Below are 22399 nucleotides of genomic sequence, written 5' to 3'. Positions count from 1 at the left end.
CCTCGACGCCCTGTCTCGTCGAGGCAGGGATGCTCGGGCGGCTACGGGGTGACGGGGCCGACGACGACGGAATCGGTACCGGCGCCGTCCTCCTGGACGGGGAGGTTCACGCTCAGCGGGAGGGTGTGCGCGTGCGTCTCGTCGGGCGGGGTGATCACCGCGCTGGTGAAGGTCACTCCGCTACCACCCGTCTTGTTCCGCAGCACCCGCAGCTCGAAGCGCGCGCTCCGCCCCGGTGCGAGGGTCACGGTCCCCGGCTTGTGGTCGCCGCGCCGGGCGCTCACCCGGCCGTCCTTGCCGACGAGGTCCACTCCCGGGAAGCCGTGCAGGAAGCAGGTGGCGGAGCCGGAGTTGGTGAGCTTGACAGCGATGTCGGTGTAGTCGCCCCGATCGACCGACGAACCCTTGGCGAAGGTGAGGTTCGCGGTCTTGCAGGCCGCTCGGGCGTTCGCGGCGGCGCGGGAGCGCGAACTCCCCTCCATAGCTCCTGAGTTGCCCTGGTGGCCGACCGTTGCGCGGGCCCCTCCGTCCGTCGCGCGGGCCTCTCCGTCCGTCGCGCCGCTGCCCGGTTCCGTGGCGGAGCCGTCGGAGGATGCCGAAGTCGACGGTGTGGACCGCGCCGCGTCGTCCGTGCGTCCTCCGTCGCTCTTGTCGTTGCTGTTGCAGGCGGTGAGCGTGAGACCCGCCGCGAGGGCGAGCGCCGCGACGGCCGTCGTCCGGCGGAACTGCTGAACACGCATGTGATTCCCCCTGGTTGAGAACACGGAGCCCGCTTCGCGAGCCCGGCATGGAACGTACACGCGCGGTGCGGGAGCATGGGCGCGGCGCGCGAGGGGAATTCACGTACGCAATGTCACCCGCGCGCAGGGGGACCCCGCCCGCCGCCTACGCCCTCCCTGGCGCTCCCCGCACCCCGCGGTCCGCGATCCGCCCCCGCCCGTCCCGGCGAACGTCATACTTTGGAGGTGACCGCCGGGGAATCCCTCGCCGCCGTCCACGGTTGGACTTCGCCTACGGCGCGTCGCTCACCGAGTCCGGCGCGAAGGCGCACGACCGGCGATCCTGGACCTACCGAGCGGACCTGCCGACCGGAACAGATCCTGGACCGACCGACCGGAACCGACCGGAACATCCGACCCACGTCCCAGGAAGCCGACACGTTGCTCGCACGAGATGGACGGAGCTGGCGCAGGCCATGAAGATCGACCTGACCGACACCACGGCAAGCAAGATCAACAAGGCGTTGGTGCAGGGGCGCCGCGACCTCGGCACCCCCGCCGTGGGCATGGTCCTGACGATGGTCATCGTGACCGACGAGGAGAACGCCTACGACTCGATCAGGGCGGCCGAGGAGGCCTCGCGCGAGCACCCCTCGCGGACGCTGGTCGTCATCAAGCGGCACACCCGCACCCTCCGGGACCGCACCCGGCCGCGCCTGGACGCCGAGGTCCGAGTGGGCGCCGACGCGGGCACCGGCGAGACGGTCGTCCTGCGGATGTACGGCGAGGTGTCCGACCACGCCGACTCGGTGGTCCTGCCGCTGCTGCTGCCGGACGCGCCCGTCGTCGTCTGGTGGCCGGTGGACGCGCCCGACACCCCGGCCAAGGATCCGCTGGGGGCCCTCGCCCAGCGCCGGATCACCGACCTGTACGCCGTGGACGCCCCGCTGGCCGTACTGGAGACCCGGGCCTCGTCGTACGCGCCGGGCGACACCGACCTGGCCTGGACCCGGCTGACGCCGTGGCGTTCGATGCTGGCCGCGGCGCTCGACCAGGCCCGTACACCGGTGATCTCGGCGGCCGTCGAGAGCGAGGCCGACAACCCGAGCGCCGAGTTGCTGGCCCGCTGGCTGGAGTCCCGGCTGCGGGTTCCCGTCGAGCGCGTGGTCACTGCCGGGCCGGTCGTCACGGCCGTACGGCTGGGCACCGACAAGGGTGACATCGTCATCGACCGCCCCGAGGGCCCGCTGGCCAAACTCACTCTTCCGGGTCAGCCCTCCCGCACCATGGCGCTGAAGGTGCGCGCCACCTCCGAACTGATCGCCGAGGAACTGCGCCGCCTCGACGCGGACGAGATGTACGCCATCGCCCTGCGCGGCGTGGGCCGCGTATCGCACGCTGAGGAAGAGAAGTGAACTGACATGCAGATCGGACTCATCGGTCTCGGCAAGATGGGCGGCAACATGCGCGAGCGGATCCGCCGCGCGGGCCACACCGTCATCGGCTACGACCGCAATCCCGCCGTCTCCGACGTCGGCAGCCTGAGCGAACTGGTCGACGGGCTCGAAGCACCGCGCGTGGTCTGGGTGATGGTCCCGGCCGGCGTCGCGACACAGTCCACGATCGACGAGCTGGCGGGACTTCTGGAGACCGGTGACGTCGTCGTGGACGGCGGGAACTCCCGCTGGACGGACGACGAGAAGCACGCGCGGGAGCTGGGCGCGCAGGGGATCGGCTTCGTCGACGCCGGTGTCTCCGGTGGCGTGTGGGGGCTGGAGAACGGCTATGCCCTGATGGTCGGCGGCGACAGGGACCACGTCCACCGGCTCCAGCCCATCTTCGAAGCGCTCAAGCCGGAGGGGCCGTACGGCTATGTCCACGCGGGCAAGGTCGGGTCCGGGCACTTCTCGAAGATGGTCCACAACGGCATCGAGTACGCGATGATGCAGGCCTACGCCGAGGGCTGGGAGCTGCTGGAGAAGGTCGACTCCGTGGAGAACGTCCGCGAGGTCTTCCGCTCCTGGCAGGAGGGCACGGTCATCCGCTCCTGGCTGCTGGACCTGGCGGTCGACGCCCTCGACCAGGACGAGCATCTGGACAGGTTGCGCGGTTACGCGCAGGACTCCGGCGAGGGCCGCTGGACCGTCGAGGCGGCCGTCTCCCACGCGGTACCGCTCCCGGCCATCACGGCGTCGCTGTTCGCGCGGTTCGCCTCGCGCCAGGACGACTCCCCGCAGATGAAGATGATCGCCGCCCTGCGCAACCAGTTCGGCGGCCACGCGGTGGAGTCCTCGAAGGAGGAGAAGAAGGCGTAGGTAGCCGCCGGAAGGTGGAGGAAGCCGCGTACCAGGAACTTCTTCGTTCTCCCGGAAGTTCCCTTGTACGTTGCTGTAGAAATCTACGAGGTCACGGCTCGCTCATCAGGGCGGGCCCGCCTCGACAACGTAGGGAGTTCTCATGGCCCTCTGGGATCGCATCAAGGAATCCGCGTCGACGATGCAGACCCAACTCGTGGCGAAGAAGAACGATCTGAAGAGCGGTGCGTTCCGCGACGCGAGCATGGCCATGTGCGCGCTCGTGGCGGCGGCGGACGGCTCGGTCGACGCGTCCGAGCGTCAGCGCGTGGCCCAGCTCATCGCCACCAACGAGGTGTTGCAGAACTTCCCGGCGGACGACCTGCGTCGCCGCTTCGAGGAGAACCTGAACAAGCTGACCACCGACTTCGCCTTCGGTAAGGTCAGCGTCCTCCAGGAGATCGGCAAGGCGAAGAAGAAGCCCGCCGAGGCGCGCGCCGTGGTCCAGATCGGCATCGTCATCGGCGGCGCGGACGGGGACTTCGACAAGGACGAGCAGGCGGTCGTCCGCGAGGCGTGCTTCGCCCTCGACCTGCCGCCGCACGAGTTCGACCTCTGACTGCGACCGCAGCCGGGGATTCGACGGGGCGTCACCTCTGACGAGGCGACGGCAGGCGTGTTACGCGCCTCACCGCCCCGCTCGCCCGTGACACCGACCGCACGCGAGCGGCCCGCGCCTTGCCGGGCCGCTCGCGTGTTGGGGTGCCTGCGTGCGGAGGGTTGCCAGGCCGGTCACCGGCCCGGGGGCCTGCTTCCGCGTCTCGTCCGGACCGTGTACAGCAGCCTCATGAACTTCTCCTCGTTCGACGGCGGCTCCGTGATCCCGGCCGTCAGGGCCAGCGTCCAGGCCGCCTTGCTCACGGCGTCCGGCCGGACGCGGGGATGGCGGGCGGCCTCGTGCTGAGGACGTACGGTCAGCAGCTTGGCAGGAGTTGAGACCACACAGGCGAAACGCGGGTCGCCGGCGTACACGGAGGCCGTCGACCGGACCTCGGTGACCGCGCGCTTCCAGCGCCGACCGCGCCCGAGGCAACTGAAGGCGACCTGGACCCTCTTCTCCGGCCGGTCCGGATCGGGCATCCTGAAGTACCCCTGGCCCGCGGGGTGCGCCTCACCGATCGGAGGCAGGTCCCGCCACGGGTAGGTCTGCAGCACCCGGCGCATCCTGGTGAGCTGCTCCCGGCGGACGCCGAGCCGGACGACCCAGAGCATGAGGGCGAGGACGACCGGGACCGTGGCGACGCCCAAGGTGAACCGGCGCATCCCCAGGTCTTCCAGCACCGCGGCCAGTCCGACATAGGCGACGAAACACAGCGCGCACAGAACGATCTCCGTCCGCATCCGCCGCCGCTCGCTCCGCCAGGCGCGGAGCGTCAGCGGGTCGGTGAACGCGGCCTCGGCTGCTCGGTCGGTCATCTCCCGCATTCCTTCGCTGTGCAGCAGGCCCCTCTGCGCCCCTGGCCCCGGCGCCGCCGTCCCGGAGAAGACGATGGCCGCACCGAGGGCGCCGCGTCAAGTACGCCTCTACACCGCGAGAAGGGCCGTGACCACGCGGTTGACCATGTCCTCCGGTGCGTTCAGCGGGGTCGGGGTGTACGAGAGGACGAAGCGGGTGGACAGGTCGCGGGTGGCGAACATACGGGTGCGGTAGCCGTAGGTCTCGCCGCTCTTGCCCCAGAACGTCGTGCCGTTCACCGTGGCCGCCTGCAAGCCCATGCTGTAGCGGGCCGGGCTGCCGTCCAGCATGCGGACCGTCGACGGCGGCAGAGTGAAGAGCTTCTCCTGCGCGGGCGTCGACAGCAGGTCGCCGGTGAACAGGGCCTGCTGGAAGCGGAAGAGGTCGGCCGCGGTGGTGACCAGCTCTCCCTCGCCCCAGGAGGCGGACTGGTCGTAGACCGTCGCATCGCGCAGGCTGCCGTCCGTCATCCGCACATAGCCGTGTATGCGCGAGCCGTGCAGGCGTGGATCGGCGCCGGGGATCAACGTGCGGGTCAGCCCCAGGGGGCGCAGGACGCGCGAGGCGATCGCCTCTCCGTAGCGACGCCCGGTCAGCTTCTCCACCAGCAGGGCGAGCAGGACGTAGTTGATGCCTCGGTACTCCTGCGCGGTGCCGGGCTCGAACTTGAGGGGGGCATCCTCCAGCGTTTCGATCAGCGCCGCCGGCGTCCAACGGTCGAAGCGGTGTTTCAGGACCGCCTCCGGGGTGCTGAGATCCGGCAGGCCCTGATGGTCGGGCAGGCCGCTGGTGTGGTCGAGCAACTGGGCGACCGTGATGCGGCCGAAGGCGGCGGGCAGCGCGAGGTCGGCGAGGCAGTGGGAGAGGGGCGCGTCGAGGTCCACCCGGCCCTCCGCCCAGAGTTGCAGGACGACGGTCGCCACGAACGCCTTCGTCACGCTGCCCGCGCGGAACTGGTCGGTCATCCGCACGGTCCTGCCCTCGGCGAGATCGGCCGTGCCCGCGGTGCCGTACCAGCGGGTGCCCTGCGCGTGCACCAGCAGTTGAGCGGCGGTCGCCTGGGGGTTGGAGAGGTCGCTGATCGCGGCCTGTAAGCCGCCGGGGTCCGCGGAGGGTGCGCCCGCGCCGGTCGTTCGGGCGGCGGCGGTTCCGGAGGTGGCGGTTCCGGCCGAGAGCGTCAGGGCGCCGACCGCGCAAGCGCCGGTGAAGGCGCGTCGGGAGAGGTACGTCGTCATGGTCAACGATCGTGCTCCGCCCCGAGCGGGAGGACATCCGGGACTCCCCCCACCTGAACCCTGGAGCGACCCCGAGACGGCCCGGAGCCCGCACCCCCAGCCGCGCCCCGTCAACTCGCCCGACATGGCGACACGTTCGATAGTAGACACTGTCTACGCACGACTGGTAGACAGTGTCTATGAATGATGCTGAGACAGGGCTGCGCGCCCGGCTCGTCGATGCCGGTGTGGACCTGCTGGCCGCCGAGGGAGTGCAGGCGTTGACGCTGCGGGAGATCGCCCGGCGGGCGGGGGTCTCGCACGGGGCGCCCCGCCGCTACTTCCCCACCCACCTCGAACTGCTGTCGGCCATCGCGCGCCGCGGCTTCGACGACCTCGCGGCACGCGCGACCGAGACGGTCGGCGACGGCACCGCGAGTCCCCGAGAACAGCTCGACGCCCTGAGCCACGCCTATCTGGACTTCGCGCTCACCCATCGCGGCATGCACGAGCTGATGTTTCGTCATGATCTGCTCGTCAGCGGACACTTGGGGCTACGGAACACAAGCCTTCCACTGTTCTCTTTGCTCGTGGACCTGGTGGGCCGAGCCAGGCCGAACGCCGACGCACGGCTGGTCGCGGGCTCTCTGCTCGCCAACCTGCACGGCCTGGCCCAGTTGTGGACCTGGGGCAGCCTCCAACTCATGTCGGACGCCACCGACTTCACACCCCTGCTCCGGGCCGCGCTGGACGCCCACCTCGGCCCGGAGACCCGGTGACCGCGCACCGCGGGCTGACGCTCGCAAGCAGCGTGATCGGTGCGGTCCTCGTCGCCCTGGACGGCACGGTCCTCGCCGTCGCCCAGCCCGCCCTGAGACTGGATCTGCACGCCTCTCTGACGCAGGTGCAGTGGACGAGCACCGCCTATCTCATCGCAGTGGCAAGCCTGTTGGTGTTCGCGGGGCGGCTCGGCGACCGCTACGGCCATCGGCGTGTGTTCGCGCTGGGGATGGTGGGCTTCGGTGCCGCCTCCGCCGGGATCGGGGTGGCTCCCGGCATCGGCTGGGTGATCGGATTACGCATACTTCAGGGCCTGTTCGGCGCTCTGCTGCAACCGGCGACGCTCGGCATGTTGCGGGCCGCGTATCCACCGGAGCGGCTGGCGATGCCGATCGCCTTGCGCACCAGTGCGATCGGGGTGGCCGCGGCGGCCGGACCGTTGGTGGGCGGGGCGTTGGTCACGCCGTTCGGCTGGCGGTCCGTCTTCTTCCTCAACGTCGTGCCCGCGCTGGTGATGGGCGTACTGGCGGCCGTCGTACGCGAACCGGAGCCCGCCGCCCCGGCCACGCGCCCGTCGCTGGATCTGCCGGGCGCCTCGCTGCTCGCGGCGGCCCTGGTGTGCCTGGTGTACGGGCTCACCGCCGTCGCGGACTCCGGTCGGCCGACCGTACCGGCGGTGGCACTGCTCGGGGCGGTGGCGATCGGCTGCCTCTTCGTCCGGCACGAACGGCGCGCCAGGAGCCCGCTGTTGCCCGCCGACGTACTCGGCCGACCGGCCGCCGGTTCCGCGCTCGGACTGCTGGTGGTCGTGTCGGCGACCATGATGGGCACGCTGTTCGTCAGCAGTTACGTCCTCCAGGACGTGCTGGGCCTCGATCCACTGCGCACCGCGCTCTGGGCCCTGCCCGCGCCGGTGGCGATGGTGCTGGGCGCCCCCGTGACGGCGGTCCTCATGCGCCGCTACGGTCCGCGCTGCACCGCCGGGATGGCCACACCGTTCCTCGCACTGGGCGTGCTCGTACTGTCCCGGCTCGGGCAGGGCTTCTCAGAGCTGTGGGCGGGGGTCGGATTCCTTCTGGTGGGTGCGGGGTTCGGCACGGTGATGGTGACGGCAACCGCTGTCGTCGTCCAGGAGGTGCCCGTCACTTCGGCCGGTGTGGCGGGCGGACTCCAGCAGACCGCGCTGAACGTCGGCCCCACGGTGGGCGTGGCCGCTGCCGGGACACTGATGACGTTCACGGAGGTGACGTCCGGGCCCACGCTCGCGGTACTCGCCTGCGTATGCCTGCTCGGCGCACCTCTCGCCCTGCGGCTGCCCACCCAACGGACGCCCGCTCGCGAGGAGTTGGCCACCGCATCCGGGAGCAGCGGGTAGCGGACGAGCCGTCCTACGGACGCCGAGGTGACCGCAGGTCGAAGACGTGTCCCGGTGTCACGATCCTGGTGATCGCCTCGGCGATGCGGGTACTGGGCTGGAGGCCGTCGCGGGAGACGTCCGTGTTCAGCAGGACGACGAGGGTCGCGTGCGCCGACGGGAGATGAACGGCCAGGGACTCGTAGCCCGGCAGTGATCCGTTGTGCCCGATCCAGCCCTGAACGTCGAAGAGGCCGAGGCCGTAGCCGACGCGCTCGACCGGGGTCGCGAGCATGGTGAGCCGTTGCCGCTGGGCGGCCGGGCTGAGCAGCCTTGTACCGTCGGGGAGTTCACCGGTGGCCACCGTGGCCGCCCATACGCGCAGGTCCCGCAGATCGGAGATCATCGCCCCGGCCGCCCAGGCCCAGGAGGGGTTCCAGTCGGCCGCGTCCACGGTCTTCCCGCTCGCGCTCTGGTTCGTATAACCCCGCGCGTGCGGAGCCGGGAACGCGGCGTCGGTCGGGAAGAGCGTGTGGCTCAGCCCGGCCGGGGCCAGGACGGCGCGTCGGAGGTAGTCCCCGAGCGGACGGCCACTGACCTTCTCGACGACCAGGCCGAGCAGGACGATGTTGGTGTTGCTGTAGGCGTACTCCCGGCCCGGTGGGAAGCGCACGGGATGGGTGAAGGAGTAGCGGAGCAACTGGTGTGGCGTGAAGGCCTGTTGCGGGTCCGACGTCAACGCCCGGCGGAAGTCGGCGTCGTCGGTGTAGTTGAACAACCCGCTGCGCATCTCTGCCAGTTGGCGCAGGGTGAGGGTGTCACCGTCGGGGACGCCTTCGACGTACGTCCCGATCGGATCGTCCAGTCGCACCTTGCCTTGGTCGACCAGGGTCAGCAGTGCAGTCACCGTGAACGTCTTGGTCTCGCTGCCGATGCGCATCCGCAGGTCCGGCGTCATCCTCCGGCCGCCGTGCTGGTCGGCGACTCCGAACGACCGTACGTACTCCCCCCGGTCGGGTGTCCGGAGCCCCACGATCACTCCGGGGACGTCCGCCTCTCGCATCACCTGCCGTACGGCGCCGTCGAGTTGGCGTGTCACGGCGGGAGTGAGGGAGCGGAACTCATGCGGACTGGGTGGCGGTACGGCGACAGTCGCGGTGACGGGCTGCCCCTGAGCCCCGAACGCGGTCCCGCTCGCGAGCGGGAGGGCGAGTATCCCTGCCATGGCGCCGGTCAGGGCGGCCCGCGCGCGCCACCGCGTCCGCGCTTGCGCCATGGGCCGACTCCAACGGGGTGAGGCCGCCGCTGAAGCGGAGCCTGGGGTTCCTGTCGTCAGGATAGGAGCGCGCGCCTTCTGCCGCCTCCCGAGAACCAGCGCGCTGCTCCGGTGATCGCCGTCATCAGCCGCTGTTCACCGCGCACCCATGCGTTCCTCCGCGCGGCGGAGGACGTCCTCGCTGAGCCGCCATCGGTCGGTGTCGCGGCGGAGGCGGAACCCCTGCTGGGCCCTGATGACCTCGGCCAACCGCCGCAGCTCCGTCTCGTCCAGGTCCTCGATCATCTGCCCGGCGAGCAGCATCGCGTGGTACTGCTCGAAGGGGCTGTGCGCGTACTGGACGGCGTCGAGCACGGCCTCGAAGTTCCGCAGCGCACGGCTCGCCTGCATCATGGCCAGCGCGGTGATGCGCTCTTCGTCGCTTCCCTCCCGCAGCCAGCGCAGGACTTCGGCCGGCTCGAACGTCTGCTCCTCCGAGAGTTGACGCGCCCGGTACACGACCTCCTGCATGGCGCGGGTGCGTTCGCGACCGGAACGCATCGAGCCGCGTACGGAGCGGTAGTCGGCCGCGATGGGACCCGCGGCGTCCAGCAGGGCCTGGGCCTCGGCGCGCAGTCGACTCGCCGTGGCGCTGTCCCCTCGGCGTTCGGACTCCTCGGCCTCGGCGAACCGGTCCGCCGCGGCTGCCCGGAGCCGTAGCGTGGCACCGCCGAGCTCGAAGCTCTCGATGCGGTTGCCGAGCAGCGCGAGCACGAGCAGGATGCCACCGAAGGCGAGCAGCACCCCGGTGCCGGTGCCGTTCTGGCTGACGAACACCGCGACCGCCCCCGCCCCGAAGGCCGCCGCACCCAGCAGACCGGTGAGCACCCGCAAGACGGGCGTGAACGAAGACGGTCCCGAGCGACGGTCCACCGAACTTCTCCCCCCCCATTCCGGTGGCAGGACGCTATCGCGTGCGGCGAGCCGCGGGCGAGGGGGCTGACTCCACCGAGGTGCGGGGCAACACGGCCGCTCAGCCGACCTTCTTCCACTCCTGGCACCGGTTCGTCTTGAAGTACTCCCCCCTGTTGAGCGTCACGCGCGCTGAGCCCTGCAGGTCCCACGGCCCTGTGGCGTCGGCGGGCCCGGCCTCGGCGCGCGGCGCCGCGACGGTCTCCGTGGGCACGGTGCTCCCCGCGGTCCAGCACGGCGCCCCAGGTGGTCTCCGAGGCCGGTACGGAGGCCTCCACGACGAGCGTGGTGGCGTCCAGGTCGGCCCAGCCGCAGACCACTAGCGCGCCGTCGGGCGACGCGGGGGCACCGGTCTTCTCTACTGCCTCTCTCACACCGCGAAGGTGGAGAGTTGCAACGCGCCGCCAAGGAAGGGTGTTGCTCACGCCGGACCTGCGGATCGTCGGCAAGACCACTGCCGATGACGGAACTTAGATTCGAGTGAGGCGTCTCGTCCAGAGGTTGGAGCGAAGCGTTCGGCAACCCCGGAGGAGCCCTGAGCCCAACACCGTTTCAAGCCACAGGCGTTGATCAACTGGCTGATTGCTGTATGCAATGCTCTACCCATGACTGATCGAAGCGACTGGCACAGCAGACTTCAGACGGATCGCCCCCACTCGGCACGTGTGTGGAACTACCTGCTCGGCGGGAAGGACCACTACCCCGTGGACAGCGAGACCGGCGACGCGATCCTCCACACCTTCCCCGAGATCGCGGCCATCGCGCGCCAGCAGCGGAGCTTCCTGGTGCGATCGGTACGGTTCCTGGCGGGTGAGGCCGGGATCCGCCAGTTCCTCGACATCGGCACCGGGCTGCCCACCGCCAACAACACCCACGAGGTCGCCCAGTCCATCGCGCCCGACAGCAAGGTCGTCTACGTGGACAACGACCCCATCGTCCTGGCCCACGCCGACGCGTTGCTGCGCAGCACCCCCGAGGGCGAGTGCGCCTACCTCGACGCCGATGTGCGCGACCCGAAGAAGATCCTCGCCCAGGCGGCCCGCACGCTGGACTTCGACCAGCCCGTCGCCCTGATCCTGCTCGGCATCATCGGCCAGGTCTCCGACGAGGAGAAGCCCGAGCAGATCGTCGCCGAACTGATCGAGGCGCTGCCGAAGGGCAGTTACGTGGCCCTGAGCGACGGCACCGACACCAGCGAGAAGCTGAAGACCGCCATCGCGGCGTACAACGCGCAGTCCGCCAACTCGTACCACCTGCGGTCCCCCGAGTTCATCGGAAGCTTCTTCCATGATCTGCAACTGGTGGAGCCGGGCCTGGTCAGGTCCGCCGACTGGCGCCCGGACCCCGACTCGCCGGAGGTCGGCCTCGATCAGGGCCATGCCGTCGGAGCGGTGGGCTTCAAGGCCTGAGAGACGCGCGCACGGGCCGACTCCGACGGCACTTGAAGTCGGCCCAGTGGCCGGTCACCCACTCAGTCATCTCGGTCAGTGAGCGCGCTCTCCGTGATCGCCTTGATGTACGGGAAGTCGGAGCCCGTACCCGTCGGGTTCAGGGAGTACACCACGCGGTGCCTGAGGTCACGGGTGGCGAAGAACCCGTTGTCCCAGCCGGGGCGGGACCCTGTCTTGCCCCATACACAGGTGCCGTTCGGTAGCTGGTAGCGCATCAGTCCGCCCACGCTGAAGCAGGCCGTTCCGTCGAAGCAGTTCGAGTTGGAGTCGGCGCTGTCCGCCGTGGGCACGTCGAACACCAACTTCTGCTGCGCGGGTGGGAGCAGACGGCCCTGGAACAGCGCTATGAGGAAGCGGTCCAGGTCGGCGGCGGTGGAGATCATGCCGCCCTCCACCCACGGGTAGGGGCTCTGCTCGGTCACGTCGTCCCCGTCCACATGGACCGTCGCGTGGGGCGAGGGAATCGTCGGGTCGTCGGCAGCGGGCAGGCTGGTGTGGTCCAGGCGCAGCGGCCGGAGGATCCGGTGCTCCAGTTCGTGGGCGAAGGTGTGGCCAGTGATCCGTTCCACGATCAGGCCGAGGACGAAGGAGTTGAGCCCGTTGTACTGCTGCACATGGCCGGGCTCGGGCGGCGTTCCGGAAGCCGCGGCGAACGATTCGCGCAGGAAGCCCTCGGGGGTCACGGACTTGAGCCACCATCCGGGGCCGTCGGCCGGGCCGGGAGTCGCGGCGGGTTTCGGCAGACCGCTCGTGTGGTCGAGGAGCTGGCGCACGGTGACACCGTCGTACGCCGCGGGCATCAGCCCGGGGACGTAACGGTGCGCCGGTGCGTCCACATCGATCCGGTGCTCCGCGACGAGTTGGAGCACCACCGTGTTGGTGAACACCTTGGTGGTACTGCCGATCCGCACATACGCGTCCGGGGTGACCGGACCGGCGGCGGCCCCCACGCCGTCCTGTCTGACCAGCGCGCTCGCCACGACGTCGTCCGGCAGGTGGTCGAGGATGTCCTGGACCGTGGGGCTCGCCGAAACCGTGGCGCCCACAGCAGGAGCGGCGGCAGCAGTGGCGGGCAGCGCCGCGCCGACGGTGAGAGCAGTGGCCAGGGCAAGGGTGGTGACGGCGAGACGGCTGCGCATAGAGGTCCTCCGGGACAGCGCTGACGGGCTTCGGTGACACCATCAACTCTCCGCCGCACAGCCGCCGTAGCCCATCGGTGATCACCCTGACCGAACCCTGAGACACCCCTGAACCGCTGATCCAGGTCCCCGGCCCAGTAGCGTGAGCCCGTACGTACACACGGGGGGTCACATTGTTACGGTGCGAGGCGATCAGCAAGCGTTACGGCAGAGGCCGTTGGATCCTCCGCGATGTCGACATGCGGGTCTCGGCCGGTCAGGTGCTCGCGGTCGTGGGCGGCAACGGCTCGGGGAAGTCGACCCTGTTGAGGATCCTCGTCGGGCTGTCGCGGCCCACCTCCGGGACCGTGTCGGGCCGACCACCGCACATCGGTTACGTACCGGACCGCTTCACCGCACACGAGCGGATCTCAGCGATCTCGTACCTCACCCACATGGGCCGCATCCGCGGTATGTCCGCCTCCGCCGCCCGCGCCCGGGGAGACCACCTGTTGGAGCGGCTGTCCCTGGTGGGCGGACGGAACGCGCCGCTGCGCACGCTGTCGAAGGGCAACACGCAGAAGGTGGCGCTCGCCCAGGCCCTGCTCGTCCAGCCCGACCTGCTGGTCCTGGACGAGCCCTGGTCGGGTCTGGACGCCTCGGCCCACGGGATCCTGGCCGAGTTCATCGGCGAAGTGGCCGCACGGGGCGGGGCGGTGCTCTTCACCGACCACCGTGAGGCGATCACCAAGAAGCACGCCGACGGCGCCTACGCCATCACGGACGGCCAAGTCACGTGGCGCGGCGGCCGACGCGCCAGGGACCGCGCCTCGATGGTCGAACTCGTACTGACGATGCCGTCCAGTGGCATCGCACCGGCCGAGGTGGACTGGTACGCGCTGCCGGGTGTCGTGGACGCCGCCCGGCGCGGCGAGGCGCTCGTCCTGCGCGTGGCGCGGGGGCAGTCGGATGCCGTGCTGCTGACCGCGTTACGGAAGCAGTGGTCGGTGGAGAGTCTGGCCGAAGCCACGGACGAGCCGGTCTCGTCGACCGGTGTCCCGTCGACCGGTGTCCCGTCGACCGATGTCTCGTCGACCGATGCGAGGAGGAACACCCGGTGATCGCCCTGATCCGCTATCAGTTCACGGTGCTGCTGCTCTCCCAGCGCTACCTCGCGCCGCTGCTGCTGTTCCTCGGTCTGGTGGCCGTGCTGACCAGTAGCGACACCGGACCGCTGCCGGCCACCTACGCCACGGTGTCCGGGGCCATGCTGCTGTGCGCGACCTGGCTGACCATGGCGCTGGCCGGACTCGAGGACCCCGCGCACCGCTCGATCGTCGTCGTCAGCGCCCGCAGCCACCTGCGCGTCCTGCTCGCGACGGTCGGAACGGCCCTCATGGGGTGTCTGCTGCTGACAGCGGGCGATCTGCTGCTGCGCCTGATGTTCGGACCCCGCACACCCCACCTCCCCGACCTGATCCTGGAAGTCGAGGCCCAACTCACGTGCGCGTTCACGGGGGTGGCCATCGGGCTGGTCTGTTCCCGGCTGGTGTTCCGAAGGCAGGGCAACGCTCTCGCGCTCGCCCTGCTGCTCCTGCTGGCCGCGTTGGTGGGCAAGGGCATCTCTCCGGTCAACATCATGTTCACCCGCCTGCTGAACACGTCGAGTTCGACGGAGGTCCTGGCGTCCACGAGCCTCCAACTCGCCGTCGCCGCAGTCCTCCTGACGGCAGCGATGGCCATCGCCCAGGCGATCGCCGTCCGCAAGGGGTGATCTCCGCGTCGCTGTACGCGCGTTGCCAGGGCACCACCACCTCTCAGTCGCGGATCATCGACATCAGCAGGCGATGGGTCTCGGGGTCCGCGGCTGCGACGAGGCCGCGGGCCGAGGGGCCGAGCGGGGAGCCGTCGATGCCGGTGACCACGCAACCGGCGGCCCGGCACAGGGCGATGCCCGCGGCGAAGTGCACACTCCCGGTCAGGTCACCGCCGTCGGTGACGTACGCGGCGCGCTTGCCCGCGGCGACCCAGGCCAGCGCCAGTGTCGTGGACACCACCCGCGGGCGGAAGCGTTCGACGAACTCGGGTCGGGTCAGCAGGTCCACGGCCCGGAAGCGGGGCGCGCTCGGGAACGGGGGGTCCAGGTTGACGTCCACGAGGTGGGTGGCGGACGTGGGGGTCAGCGGGGTGTCGATGCCCTCCTGTCGTACGCGGGCCGACCGGCCGTCGGTGAAGAAGGTCTCGCCGCTGAACGGGTCGGCCACCGCCGCCGCGCCGCCGCGCAACGCCACGTTGACCGCCACCAGCATGCTGCCGACCGCGTAGTTCAGCGTGCCGCACAGGGGATCCACCAGCCACTCGCGCGCGGCCTCGGCGGCACCCTGACGTCCATGCTCCTCGCCGAGCACGGCGTCAGCGGGGCGGGCGGTGTGGAGGACGTCGAGGATCGCCTTCTCGGCGTCCACGTCGGCGATGGTGGCGAAGTCCCCGCCGCCCTTGTCGAACCGGGTCAGCCGCCCGCCGTACAGCGCGCGCACCACGGCCGCGCCCGCCTCCGCGGCTGCTGTCGCGACCTCGCAATCGTCAAGTGCCGCAAGTGAGTTGGCCGTCATGGCACGCAGGATATCCGCGGTGCGTGGAGGGGGGGCCGGACGCTAGTTGACGCCGGTCACCAGTTGACGGGCAGCGTGAGCGGGGACTTGCTCGGGGACTCGTCCTCCCAGATGGGGTCGTGGCCCTCGGCCAGACGCAGCTCCGGGAGGCGGTCGAACAGCGCCTCCAGGCACACGGTCATCTGGGCCCGCGCCAGATGGGAGCCGATGCAGTTGTGCGCCCCGCGGCCGAAGGCGAGATGCGGGTTGCATGATGCTCGACCTGACCAGCCGGGAGTCGGCGACCAGTTCCTTGACGTTCTCGTACCGGGTGACGTACCAGGCGGTGGCGCCGATCGGCAGCCGGACCCTGGCCTGCGGGCACTCCTCGCACAGGCGGCATGCGCCGAGTTGGCGTGGCACGGTGCGGCGACGGTGACGACGTCAGGCGGCCCCTGCGCGCCGAAGACGGTCCCGCTTGCGAGCGAGGGGACGAGCGCCCCGGCCGCGGCGACGGCCAGGCCGCCCGGCACCACCGCCTCTCGGCGCCCGGCACCCCCCGTTCACGCAGGTTTCCCGCATCAGCAGCGGCGGAACGGCCTGAGCTGCCCGGACATCGTGAAGTGGGCAGCTCAGGTGTGTTCGGTCCGCTCGTGTCCGGCTCAGCCTACGGAGTAGGTGAGACGAGTTCGGTCCACGGGTTGTTGTCGCAGGTGAGCGTAGGCCCGGTCGGGTCCGCGGTGCATGTGGTCTCGTAGACCAGCCCGGTGGTGGTGAGGACGTTGATGTGTACCGGGTGCGGCTGTCCTGTGAATGCGTTGGTCTCGTTGATCGACGCACTACAGACGACGTCCCTCCCCGGGTAGCCCGGGTGGGAAGTGAGGTTGATCCATGTGAAGGGACCCGTTGCCTCGCCGGTGTCGGTGCGGATGCCCACGTACGTCTGACCGCCGTTGGTCACCGCGGACCGGAGTTCGTAGTTCCCCAGTTGCTGCGTGGCATCGATGTCGGAGCACACGGCAGCGCCCGCCGGACCTGTCGGACCTGTCGCACCCGGGATGCCAGGCAGACCAGGGAAACCAGGCGGCCCGGTCGGCCCGGTCGGCCCCGTCGGACCTGTCGCACCCGAAGCGCCCGTAGCACCGGGCACTCCCGGCAGACCAGGCACGCCCTGTTCTCCGGGCACACCGGGCGGACCCTCCGGTCCCGTCGGACCTGTCGCACCCGAAGCACCCGTAGCACCGGTCTGTCCTGGCACACCCGGCACACCCGGCACACCCGCAGGACCCGTCGGCCCCGTCGCACCCGAAGCACCCGTAGCACCAGGCTCTCCCGGCACACCCGCAGGACCCGTCGGCCCCGTCGCGCCGGTGGCTCCGGTCGCGCCCGTCGGACCTGCGGGCCCCGTCGGCCCCGTCGGACCCGTCGGACCCGTCGGCCCCGTGACGCCCTTGCACTTGTGCTTGCCCTTGTGCTTGCCCTTGTCCTTGTCCTTGTGATGGCCGTCAAGCACGGTGCGCTCGTCGCATCTGTCACCACTGCCAGAAGACATGGCCGCATCCGCGGGCGTGCCGGCCGCCACAGCGGGGGAGACGACTCCGGTAACCATCGCCAGCGCGAGCGAGGCGAGCATCCCGGTCTTCTTGCACCTGTCCCGGGCCAACGGCCCGAACAGTGACGTCGTCCTGTGATCAGGACTCATGTAGGCGCTCCTTACGATCATCCGTTTCGGGCAGGTCCCCGAGTCCGAGAGCGAGCTTGACGTGCCGGCCCGTGGTCGCCCCTCCTACCCACCCAAACACGCAGATAGATCAACAAATCGAACCAATCGTCAGCCGGTACGACGATTCGTCAGTGTGCGTGTGCGGTCCTACGGTGGTTCTGCGCGGGGAGACACCCGAGGCTGAAGCGTCGGTTGGTGAGGGTCTGCTGCCGATATCTGTCGGGGAGCGCGTCAAGAGCGAGGAGCTGGTCGCAGGCTGCGATGGAGGCACTGTGGTTCCCGGTCCAGTAGGCCGTGATGGAGTACTCGAACAGCAGGCCCCACTCGTAGACCCACGGCTGGACGAACAGCCAGTCGCCGGGCACGGGGCGGTCGAGCCCGGCTCGGGCGAGGGTGTGGGCGGTGTGATGACGGCCGAACCGGCGTAGGCGGGTGACGAGTTCGTACGCGGCTTCGAGACGCTGGGGGCGGGCTTCCCAGGCGCGCAGCAGAGTGTCCATGGCGGTGGGCCAGTCACCCTGGTCGGCGCGCAGGGCGCCGGACTGGAACAAGCTGTAGTAGATCTCCTCCTCCCAACCGCCCATCGTGGTACGGCGTTCGTACAGTTCGATGGCCTTGGCCGTTTCGCCGAGGTCGCGCATGGTCTGGGCAAGGTAGAAGACCGTGCGGGAGTTGTGCGGGTCGCGTTGGAGGTCGGCCATAAGGAGGCGGGCGTCGCGGGTGAACTTGTCGGCACGCGAGCCGCCGTCGGCGTGGTGGACGATGACGAGTGTGTCCAGGTCCTCGGTGCGGTGGTCCCGGTCGGCGGTGAGGTATTCGTGGGTGACACCCTCGTAGCGCCAGCGGATGTCGCCGCGCACCAGGCGCTTGATGCGGTACTCCGTCTCGCCGGCGTGGCGCAACATGTAGGCGTCCGCGTCCAGAGGCGGCAGCACGCCGTCGGCCTCGACGACCATGTCGGCGTCTACGAGGAGCAGGTAGTCGGCCTTGCCCTGGGCGTGCTGGATGTTGAGGGTGCGGTTGTGGCCGAAGTCTCGCCAGGGCTCCTCGACGAGTTCCCCGGGGATGCCGTCCAGAGCCTTACGGATCAGGTCCTGGGTACCGTCGCTGGAGCCGGTGTCCGAGATCACCCAGGTGTCGATGAGTTCCCTGACCGAGTCGAGGCAGCGTTCGATAACGGCTGCCTCGTTCTTGACGATCATGCACAGGCATACCGACGGCCGTCGCTCGCACCGGGTGCCGCCGAGGGCATCCGGGAGATCCGACGCGATGGGGAGCTTGCCTGGTGTGGCGATACGAAGAGGTGATGACACGTCGACTCCAAGGCCCGGCGCAGCAGGCGGTGCGGTAGGTGTCCGGCGCGTGAGACGGCCGGGGCAGTAGGCTGCGGAGCAGGCTAGGGACGCTCTGGAACGGACAGAAGAACTGGGCGCGGGCTCTCACCCATCCGTGCGACGCCATCCGCGCGTTCGGCCCTGGACACGCCGTCTGTCAATGGCCGGCCACGGCCGTTCGGTGCACACCGGCGGCTTGTGCCTTCGTCCACACGTCGGAGGATCTCCTCGCTGAGCCGCCATCGGTCGGCGGCACGGCGGAAGCGAAACCCCGGCTGGGACCTGATGGCTTCTGCCGACCGTCTCAACTCCGCCTCGTCAAGGTCATCGACCGACGGAGGCGATCCTAGCGACGATCCGCCTCGGGAGCACAACAGGTCCTGGATGTACTGCTATTCAGTGAAACCTGACCCCACAGAGGGTGACTCCTGGCCACGTCATCACGCCGTTCGACGCCTTGATGGCCCTTAGATCTGTCGTTGTCGATCACGCGACTCATGGGCTGAGGCAGACGACTGTGTTCCCTCTGGCGGAGGGGGCACTCCGGACCTGTGCGCTTGTCGTTGAGCATCGGCCACACCAACCAACCGCTCCGTCGCCCTCTTTGAGGGGCTCAGACGAAACAGCATTCGCGCTCTGCAGGGGGGCACCCCGGGGGGCGGCTTGTCCGTCTCGATCACGAAGGCAGGAAACGATGACATTGCAGGACTCCATGACGGCAGCATCCGAAACAGCTGAGCAGCCGTCGCGCGTGTCCACGAACGCGGTCTGGCTGCTTCCGGTGACGGTCTGCCGCATCACCGACTTCCTGGGGAAGCAGGCTTCCGCCGCTCTGCTGGAGCGGGCCGTCGCGGCGGCCAACGGCGCTATGACGCCTTCCACGATCGACGGCGACAAAGTGATCCCGGACGTGCGCCGTTCCCGCTCGTGTTGGTTCGCCGCGCCGGAACTGCTGGAGGCCATCAACGAGGTACGGGAGGCCGTCGAGCACATGCTCGACGTCTCCTGTCACGACACCGAGCCCAGCTACTGCCTCAACATGCACAACGACGGCGACTTCTACCGGGCGCACCAGGACAACGATGGCGTCGCGTGCACCGATCGTCTGCTTACCTTCGTCTACTACCTGCACGGCACGCCACGCCCCTTCCAGGGAGGCGAACTTCGTGTGTTCGATGTGCCTGTGCCGCTGACCCCGGAGAAGACCGCTACCTGGGGGGACCGCACGTGGCGGGACTGGGAACCCGAGCACGACAGCATCGTCTTCTTCCGGCCCACCGTCTGGCACGAAGTCCGCAAGGTCATCTGCCCGAGCGGACGACCCGAGGACAGCCGCTTCGCCGTCAACGGCTGGCTGTGCCGCCGACCCAAGCTGCCGTCCTCCAGGGATGCCGCGAGTTGAGACGTCGGTCCGTGGGTCTTTGAGTGGTGAAGGCCTCGCACGAGGTGAGCGAGTTGGTCGTCATGGGGCGCAGGATATCCGCGGTGCGTGGAGGGTGCCGGTCACCAGTTGACGCCGGTCACCAGTTGACGGGCAGCGTGAGCGGGGACTTGCTCGGGGACTCGTCCTCCCAGATGGGGTCGTGGCCCTCGGCCAGGCGCAGCTCCGGGAGGCGGTCGAACAGTGCCTCCAGGCACACGGTCATCTGGGCCCGTGCCAGATGGGAGCCGATGCAGTTGTGTGCCCCGCGGCCGAAGGTGAGATGCGGGTTGTCGGTGCGGCACAGGTCGAGCCCGTCGCCGTCGGCGAACACGTCTCCGTCGCGGTTGGCCGAGGCCAGGACGGGCAGTACGGCGTCGCCCGCGTGGATCGTGCGGCCGTGCAACTCGATGTCCTCGACGGCCTGGAGGACCACCACGCCGTTCATCACCGGGATGTAGCGCAGGAGTTCCTCCACCGCGCCGGGCAGGAGCTGGCGGTGGTCGCGCAGGTGGGCGTACGCGCCGGGCCGGCTCAGCAAGGTGAGGACGGCGTCGGCCAGGAACATGGTGCTCGTGCGATAGCCGGCGACCAGCATGGAGAGCCCGAAGCTCACCGCGCTCTCCTCGTCCACCGCGCCCTGCTCGCGTGCGCGGACGAGGTGGGTGAGCATGTCGTCGCCGGGTTCGCGCCGCTTGCGGTCCAGCAACGCGACGATGTACTCGCGCAGTTGGGCGGTGGCCTCGCGGCCCTCCTGCAGCGTGAGGATGGCGCCGAGCGCGGCGTCCGCCTTGGGCAGGAAGTACTCGCTGTCCTCGTAGGGGATGCCCACCAGATCGCACATCACCATGACGGGGAACGGCTCGATGAACCGGACGACCAGATCGCCGGGTTGATCACCGCTGACGAACGGATCGAGCAGTCGGTCGGCCGCGCGCCGGATCTGCGGCAGGCGGTTCCGGATGGAGCGGACGCTGAACGGCTCGCTCAAGGCCCTGCGCAGGGCGGCGTGTTCGGGGCCCTCCAGTTCCATCATGGTGATCAGGCCCGGCTCGTCGCCGGGGGCGTGGCCGGGGCGGGGCGGCCAGTCGGTGATGCTCGGCCTGACCAGCCGGGAGTCGGCGACCAGTTCCTTGACGTCCTCGTACCGGGTGGCGTACCAGGCGGTGGCGCCGATCGGCAGCCGCACCCTGGCCAGCGGGCACTTGGCGCGCAGTCGGCCGTACTCCTCGGGCGGCCCCATGGTGCCCGGCGGCGGGAGCGGCATGTCGATGACGGGGTCGTCGACGACAGGTTCGGGTGTGGTGTTCACGGGTGGACCTCCCCGTGGTCGTGGGCAACCGTGGCGGACGGCTCAACCGTCCGTCGGTGTACGTGGGGCCGGTTCACCAACTGACCGGGAGGGTCAGTGGCGACTTGGTGACGGATTCGTCGTCCCAGGCGGGCTCTTGGCCGTCCGCCGGACGCAGACCGGGGAACCGGTCGAACAACGTCCCCAGTCCCACGGTGAGTTCGGCGCGTGCCAGGTGGGCGCCGACGCAGTTGTGGGTGCCCCGACCGAAGCTGAGGTGGGGGTTGTCCGCGCGGTCCGGGTCGAAGTGAGCGGCGTCGGCGAACACGTCCGTGTCGCGGTTGGCGGAGGCCAGTACGGGGATGACGGCGTCGCCCTTGCGCAGGGTCCGCCCGCCCGCCTCGATGTCCTCGGTGGCCAGCAGCAGCACGGTGCCGTTCATCACCGGCATGTAACGCAGGAGTTCCTCCACCGCGCCGGGCAGGAGGTCGCGATGGTCGCGCAACCGCGCCCAGCGGTCCGGGCGTTGGAGCAGGGTGTGCACGGTGTCGGCCAGGAAGAAGCTGCTGATGCCGAAGCCGACCGTGAGCATGGACAGCCCGAAGGCCATCACCTCGTCCTCGGTCAGCGGCCCGTCCGCGCACTGGCGGACCAGCCGCGTCAGGACGTCGTCGCCGGGCCTGTTGCGCTTCTGTGCGATCAAGTCGGCTACGTACGACCGTAGTTGGCCCGTGACCCGCTGCCCTTCCTCGGCGGTCACCATGCCGCCGAGCGCCGCGTCCAGGACCGGAAGGAACCACTCCCGGTCCTCGGCGGGGATGCCCACCAGGTCGCACAGTACGAGCAGCGGGAACGGATCGGTGAACCCGGCCACCAGGTCGCCGGGGGGTCCGCCCGCCTCGAACTCCGCCAGCAACCGATCGGCGATCGCTCGGATGCGCGGCACATGGTCGCGGACGGCTCCAGAGCTGAACGCGGGGGCGATGGCCTTGCGCAGCACGGCGTGCCGGGGGCCTTCCAGTTCCGCCATCGTGATCAGACGTGGCCCCTCGTCGACGGCCTGTCCGAGGCGGGGCGGCCAGTCGTTGATGGTGGGCCTGATGAGCCGCGGGTCGGCGAGCAGCGCGCGTACGTCCTCGTACCGGGTGGCGTACCAGGCCGTCGCGTCCATCGGCAGCCTGACCCGGGCCATGGGGCAACTCGCGCGCAACTGGGCGCACTTCTCGGGCGGTCCCATGGTGCCCGGCGGCGGGAGCGGGAAGTCCAGGACGTCCGCCTCGGCCTCGGGGCCGGACGCCGACGCGCTGGGGTGCTGTGGGCTCATACTCGCTCCCTTCCGAAGGGGCCTCGCCGCTCACGGACGATCC

Annotated in this window: 22 protein-coding genes and 1 pseudogene; 10 read left to right on the top strand and 13 right to left on the bottom strand. The window is 69.9% G+C overall.

Annotated features, from left to right (window positions below; translation table 11 throughout):
• Nucleotides 1-41: 41 nt before the first annotated feature.
• Complete coding sequence (locus NGF19_RS12245) at nt 42-740, bottom strand: DUF4232 domain-containing protein (protein WP_252424840.1); 699 nt, start codon at nt 738-740, stop codon at nt 42-44.
• A gap of 455 nt (nt 741-1195) precedes the next feature.
• Between NGF19_RS12245 and opcA the strand changes: the two genes are divergently transcribed.
• The 3 genes from opcA (at nt 1196) to NGF19_RS12230 (ending at nt 3632) form a co-directional block, all read left to right on the top strand.
• The gene (gene opcA, locus NGF19_RS12240; RefSeq protein WP_252424839.1) at nt 1196-2134 is read left to right on the top strand and encodes a glucose-6-phosphate dehydrogenase assembly protein OpcA; all 939 of its coding nucleotides are present in this window, start codon (nt 1196-1198) and stop codon (nt 2132-2134) included.
• 6 nt (nt 2135-2140) lie between these two features.
• On the top strand, nt 2141-3034 hold the full coding sequence (gene gnd, locus NGF19_RS12235) for a phosphogluconate dehydrogenase (NAD(+)-dependent, decarboxylating) (protein ID WP_252424838.1): 894 nt from the start codon (nt 2141-2143) through the stop codon (nt 3032-3034).
• 142 nt (nt 3035-3176) lie between these two features.
• Nucleotides 3177-3632 (top strand): tellurite resistance TerB family protein, encoded by a 456-nt coding sequence (locus NGF19_RS12230; protein WP_252424837.1) that lies wholly within the window; start codon nt 3177-3179, stop codon nt 3630-3632.
• Between the two features lie 173 nt (nt 3633-3805).
• On the opposite strand, the gene NGF19_RS12225 is transcribed toward NGF19_RS12230, so the two are convergent.
• Together NGF19_RS12225 and NGF19_RS12220 are read right to left on the bottom strand one after the other, a co-directional pair.
• Complete coding sequence (locus NGF19_RS12225) at nt 3806-4489, bottom strand: hypothetical protein (protein ID WP_252424835.1); 684 nt, start codon at nt 4487-4489, stop codon at nt 3806-3808.
• Nucleotides 4490-4597: 108 nt separating this feature from the next.
• Nucleotides 4598-5764 carry a serine hydrolase domain-containing protein gene (locus NGF19_RS12220; protein WP_252424832.1) on the bottom strand — a complete coding sequence of 389 codons (1167 nt, stop codon included), beginning with the start codon at nt 5762-5764 and terminating at the stop codon, nt 4598-4600.
• A 179-nt stretch (nt 5765-5943) separates the two neighbouring features.
• Between NGF19_RS12220 and NGF19_RS12215 the strand changes: the two genes are divergently transcribed.
• Complete coding sequence (locus tag NGF19_RS12215) at nt 5944-6522, top strand: TetR/AcrR family transcriptional regulator (RefSeq protein ID WP_252424829.1); 579 nt, start codon at nt 5944-5946, stop codon at nt 6520-6522.
• Nucleotides 6519-7898 (top strand): MFS transporter, encoded by a 1380-nt coding sequence (locus NGF19_RS12210; RefSeq protein ID WP_252424827.1) that lies wholly within the window; start codon nt 6519-6521, stop codon nt 7896-7898. Before NGF19_RS12215 ends, NGF19_RS12210 begins: the two co-directional genes overlap by 4 nt.
• Before the next feature lie 13 nt (nt 7899-7911).
• Here NGF19_RS12210 and NGF19_RS12205 read toward each other — a convergent pair whose 3' ends face one another.
• The 3 genes from NGF19_RS12205 to NGF19_RS12195 form a co-directional block, all read right to left on the bottom strand.
• Nucleotides 7912-9153 carry a serine hydrolase domain-containing protein gene (locus NGF19_RS12205; RefSeq protein WP_252424825.1) on the bottom strand — a complete coding sequence of 414 codons (1242 nt, stop codon included), beginning with the start codon at nt 9151-9153 and terminating at the stop codon, nt 7912-7914.
• 135 nt (nt 9154-9288) lie between these two features.
• The gene (locus NGF19_RS12200; protein WP_252424823.1) at nt 9289-10065 is read right to left on the bottom strand and encodes a hypothetical protein; all 777 of its coding nucleotides are present in this window, start codon (nt 10063-10065) and stop codon (nt 9289-9291) included.
• 100 nt (nt 10066-10165) lie between these two features.
• Nucleotides 10166-10318 (bottom strand): hypothetical protein, encoded by a 153-nt coding sequence (locus NGF19_RS12195; protein WP_252424821.1) that lies wholly within the window; start codon nt 10316-10318, stop codon nt 10166-10168.
• Nucleotides 10319-10709: 391 nt separating this feature from the next.
• Here NGF19_RS12195 and NGF19_RS12190 point away from each other — a divergent pair, with 391 nt between their 5' ends.
• On the top strand, nt 10710-11513 hold the full coding sequence (locus NGF19_RS12190; protein ID WP_252424819.1) for an SAM-dependent methyltransferase: 804 nt from the start codon (nt 10710-10712) through the stop codon (nt 11511-11513).
• Nucleotides 11514-11575: 62 nt separating this feature from the next.
• Here NGF19_RS12190 and NGF19_RS12185 read toward each other — a convergent pair whose 3' ends face one another.
• Nucleotides 11576-12694 carry a serine hydrolase domain-containing protein gene (locus tag NGF19_RS12185; protein ID WP_252424817.1) on the bottom strand — a complete coding sequence of 373 codons (1119 nt, stop codon included), beginning with the start codon at nt 12692-12694 and terminating at the stop codon, nt 11576-11578.
• Between the two features lie 191 nt (nt 12695-12885).
• Here NGF19_RS12185 and NGF19_RS12180 point away from each other — a divergent pair, with 191 nt between their 5' ends.
• Nucleotides 12886-13794 carry an ABC transporter ATP-binding protein gene (locus NGF19_RS12180; protein ID WP_308288477.1) on the top strand — a complete coding sequence of 303 codons (909 nt, stop codon included), beginning with the start codon at nt 12886-12888 and terminating at the stop codon, nt 13792-13794.
• On the top strand, nt 13791-14447 hold the full coding sequence (locus NGF19_RS12175) for a hypothetical protein (protein ID WP_252424814.1): 657 nt from the start codon (nt 13791-13793) through the stop codon (nt 14445-14447). The genes NGF19_RS12180 and NGF19_RS12175 overlap by 4 nt, the downstream gene beginning before the upstream one ends.
• A gap of 43 nt (nt 14448-14490) precedes the next feature.
• On the opposite strand, the gene NGF19_RS12170 is transcribed toward NGF19_RS12175, so the two are convergent.
• Nucleotides 14491-15285, bottom strand: coding sequence for an inositol monophosphatase family protein (locus tag NGF19_RS12170; RefSeq protein ID WP_252424813.1), 795 nt, complete (start codon nt 15283-15285; stop codon nt 14491-14493).
• 56 nt (nt 15286-15341) lie between these two features.
• A pseudogene (locus NGF19_RS12165) lies at nt 15342-15521 on the bottom strand (cytochrome P450); the annotation flags it as partial.
• Between the two features lie 14 nt (nt 15522-15535).
• Between NGF19_RS12165 and NGF19_RS12160 the strand changes: the two are divergent.
• The gene (locus tag NGF19_RS12160; protein ID WP_252424994.1) at nt 15536-15703 is read left to right on the top strand and encodes a hypothetical protein; all 168 of its coding nucleotides are present in this window, start codon (nt 15536-15538) and stop codon (nt 15701-15703) included.
• A gap of 228 nt (nt 15704-15931) precedes the next feature.
• On the opposite strand, the gene NGF19_RS12155 is transcribed toward NGF19_RS12160, so the two are convergent.
• Together NGF19_RS12155 and NGF19_RS12145 are read right to left on the bottom strand one after the other, a co-directional pair.
• Nucleotides 15932-16282 carry a hypothetical protein gene (locus NGF19_RS12155; protein ID WP_252424993.1) on the bottom strand — a complete coding sequence of 117 codons (351 nt, stop codon included), beginning with the start codon at nt 16280-16282 and terminating at the stop codon, nt 15932-15934.
• 833 nt (nt 16283-17115) lie between these two features.
• Nucleotides 17116-18300 (bottom strand): glycosyltransferase, encoded by a 1185-nt coding sequence (locus NGF19_RS12145; RefSeq protein ID WP_308288475.1) that lies wholly within the window; start codon nt 18298-18300, stop codon nt 17116-17118.
• A 772-nt stretch (nt 18301-19072) separates the two neighbouring features.
• Here NGF19_RS12145 and NGF19_RS12140 point away from each other — a divergent pair.
• Nucleotides 19073-19723: a 2OG-Fe(II) oxygenase gene (locus NGF19_RS12140; RefSeq protein ID WP_252424812.1), complete on the top strand. Its 651-nt coding sequence runs from the start codon at nt 19073-19075 to the stop codon at nt 19721-19723.
• 118 nt (nt 19724-19841) lie between these two features.
• Here the strand turns inward: NGF19_RS12140 and NGF19_RS12135 are convergent, their stop codons facing one another.
• Together NGF19_RS12135 and NGF19_RS12130 are read right to left on the bottom strand one after the other, a co-directional pair.
• Complete coding sequence (locus NGF19_RS12135; protein WP_252424811.1) at nt 19842-21053, bottom strand: cytochrome P450; 1212 nt, start codon at nt 21051-21053, stop codon at nt 19842-19844.
• 73 nt (nt 21054-21126) lie between these two features.
• A complete protein-coding gene (locus NGF19_RS12130; protein ID WP_252424810.1) occupies nt 21127-22356 on the bottom strand; it encodes a cytochrome P450 in 1230 nt (409 codons plus the stop codon).
• Nucleotides 22357-22399: the final 43 nt, after the last annotated feature.

It is taken from the genome of Streptomyces macrolidinus, assembly GCF_023887685.1.
Taxonomy (GTDB): domain Bacteria; phylum Actinomycetota; class Actinomycetes; order Streptomycetales; family Streptomycetaceae; genus Streptomyces; species Streptomyces macrolidinus.
This window is presented reverse-complemented; position numbering and strand designations above follow the sequence as displayed.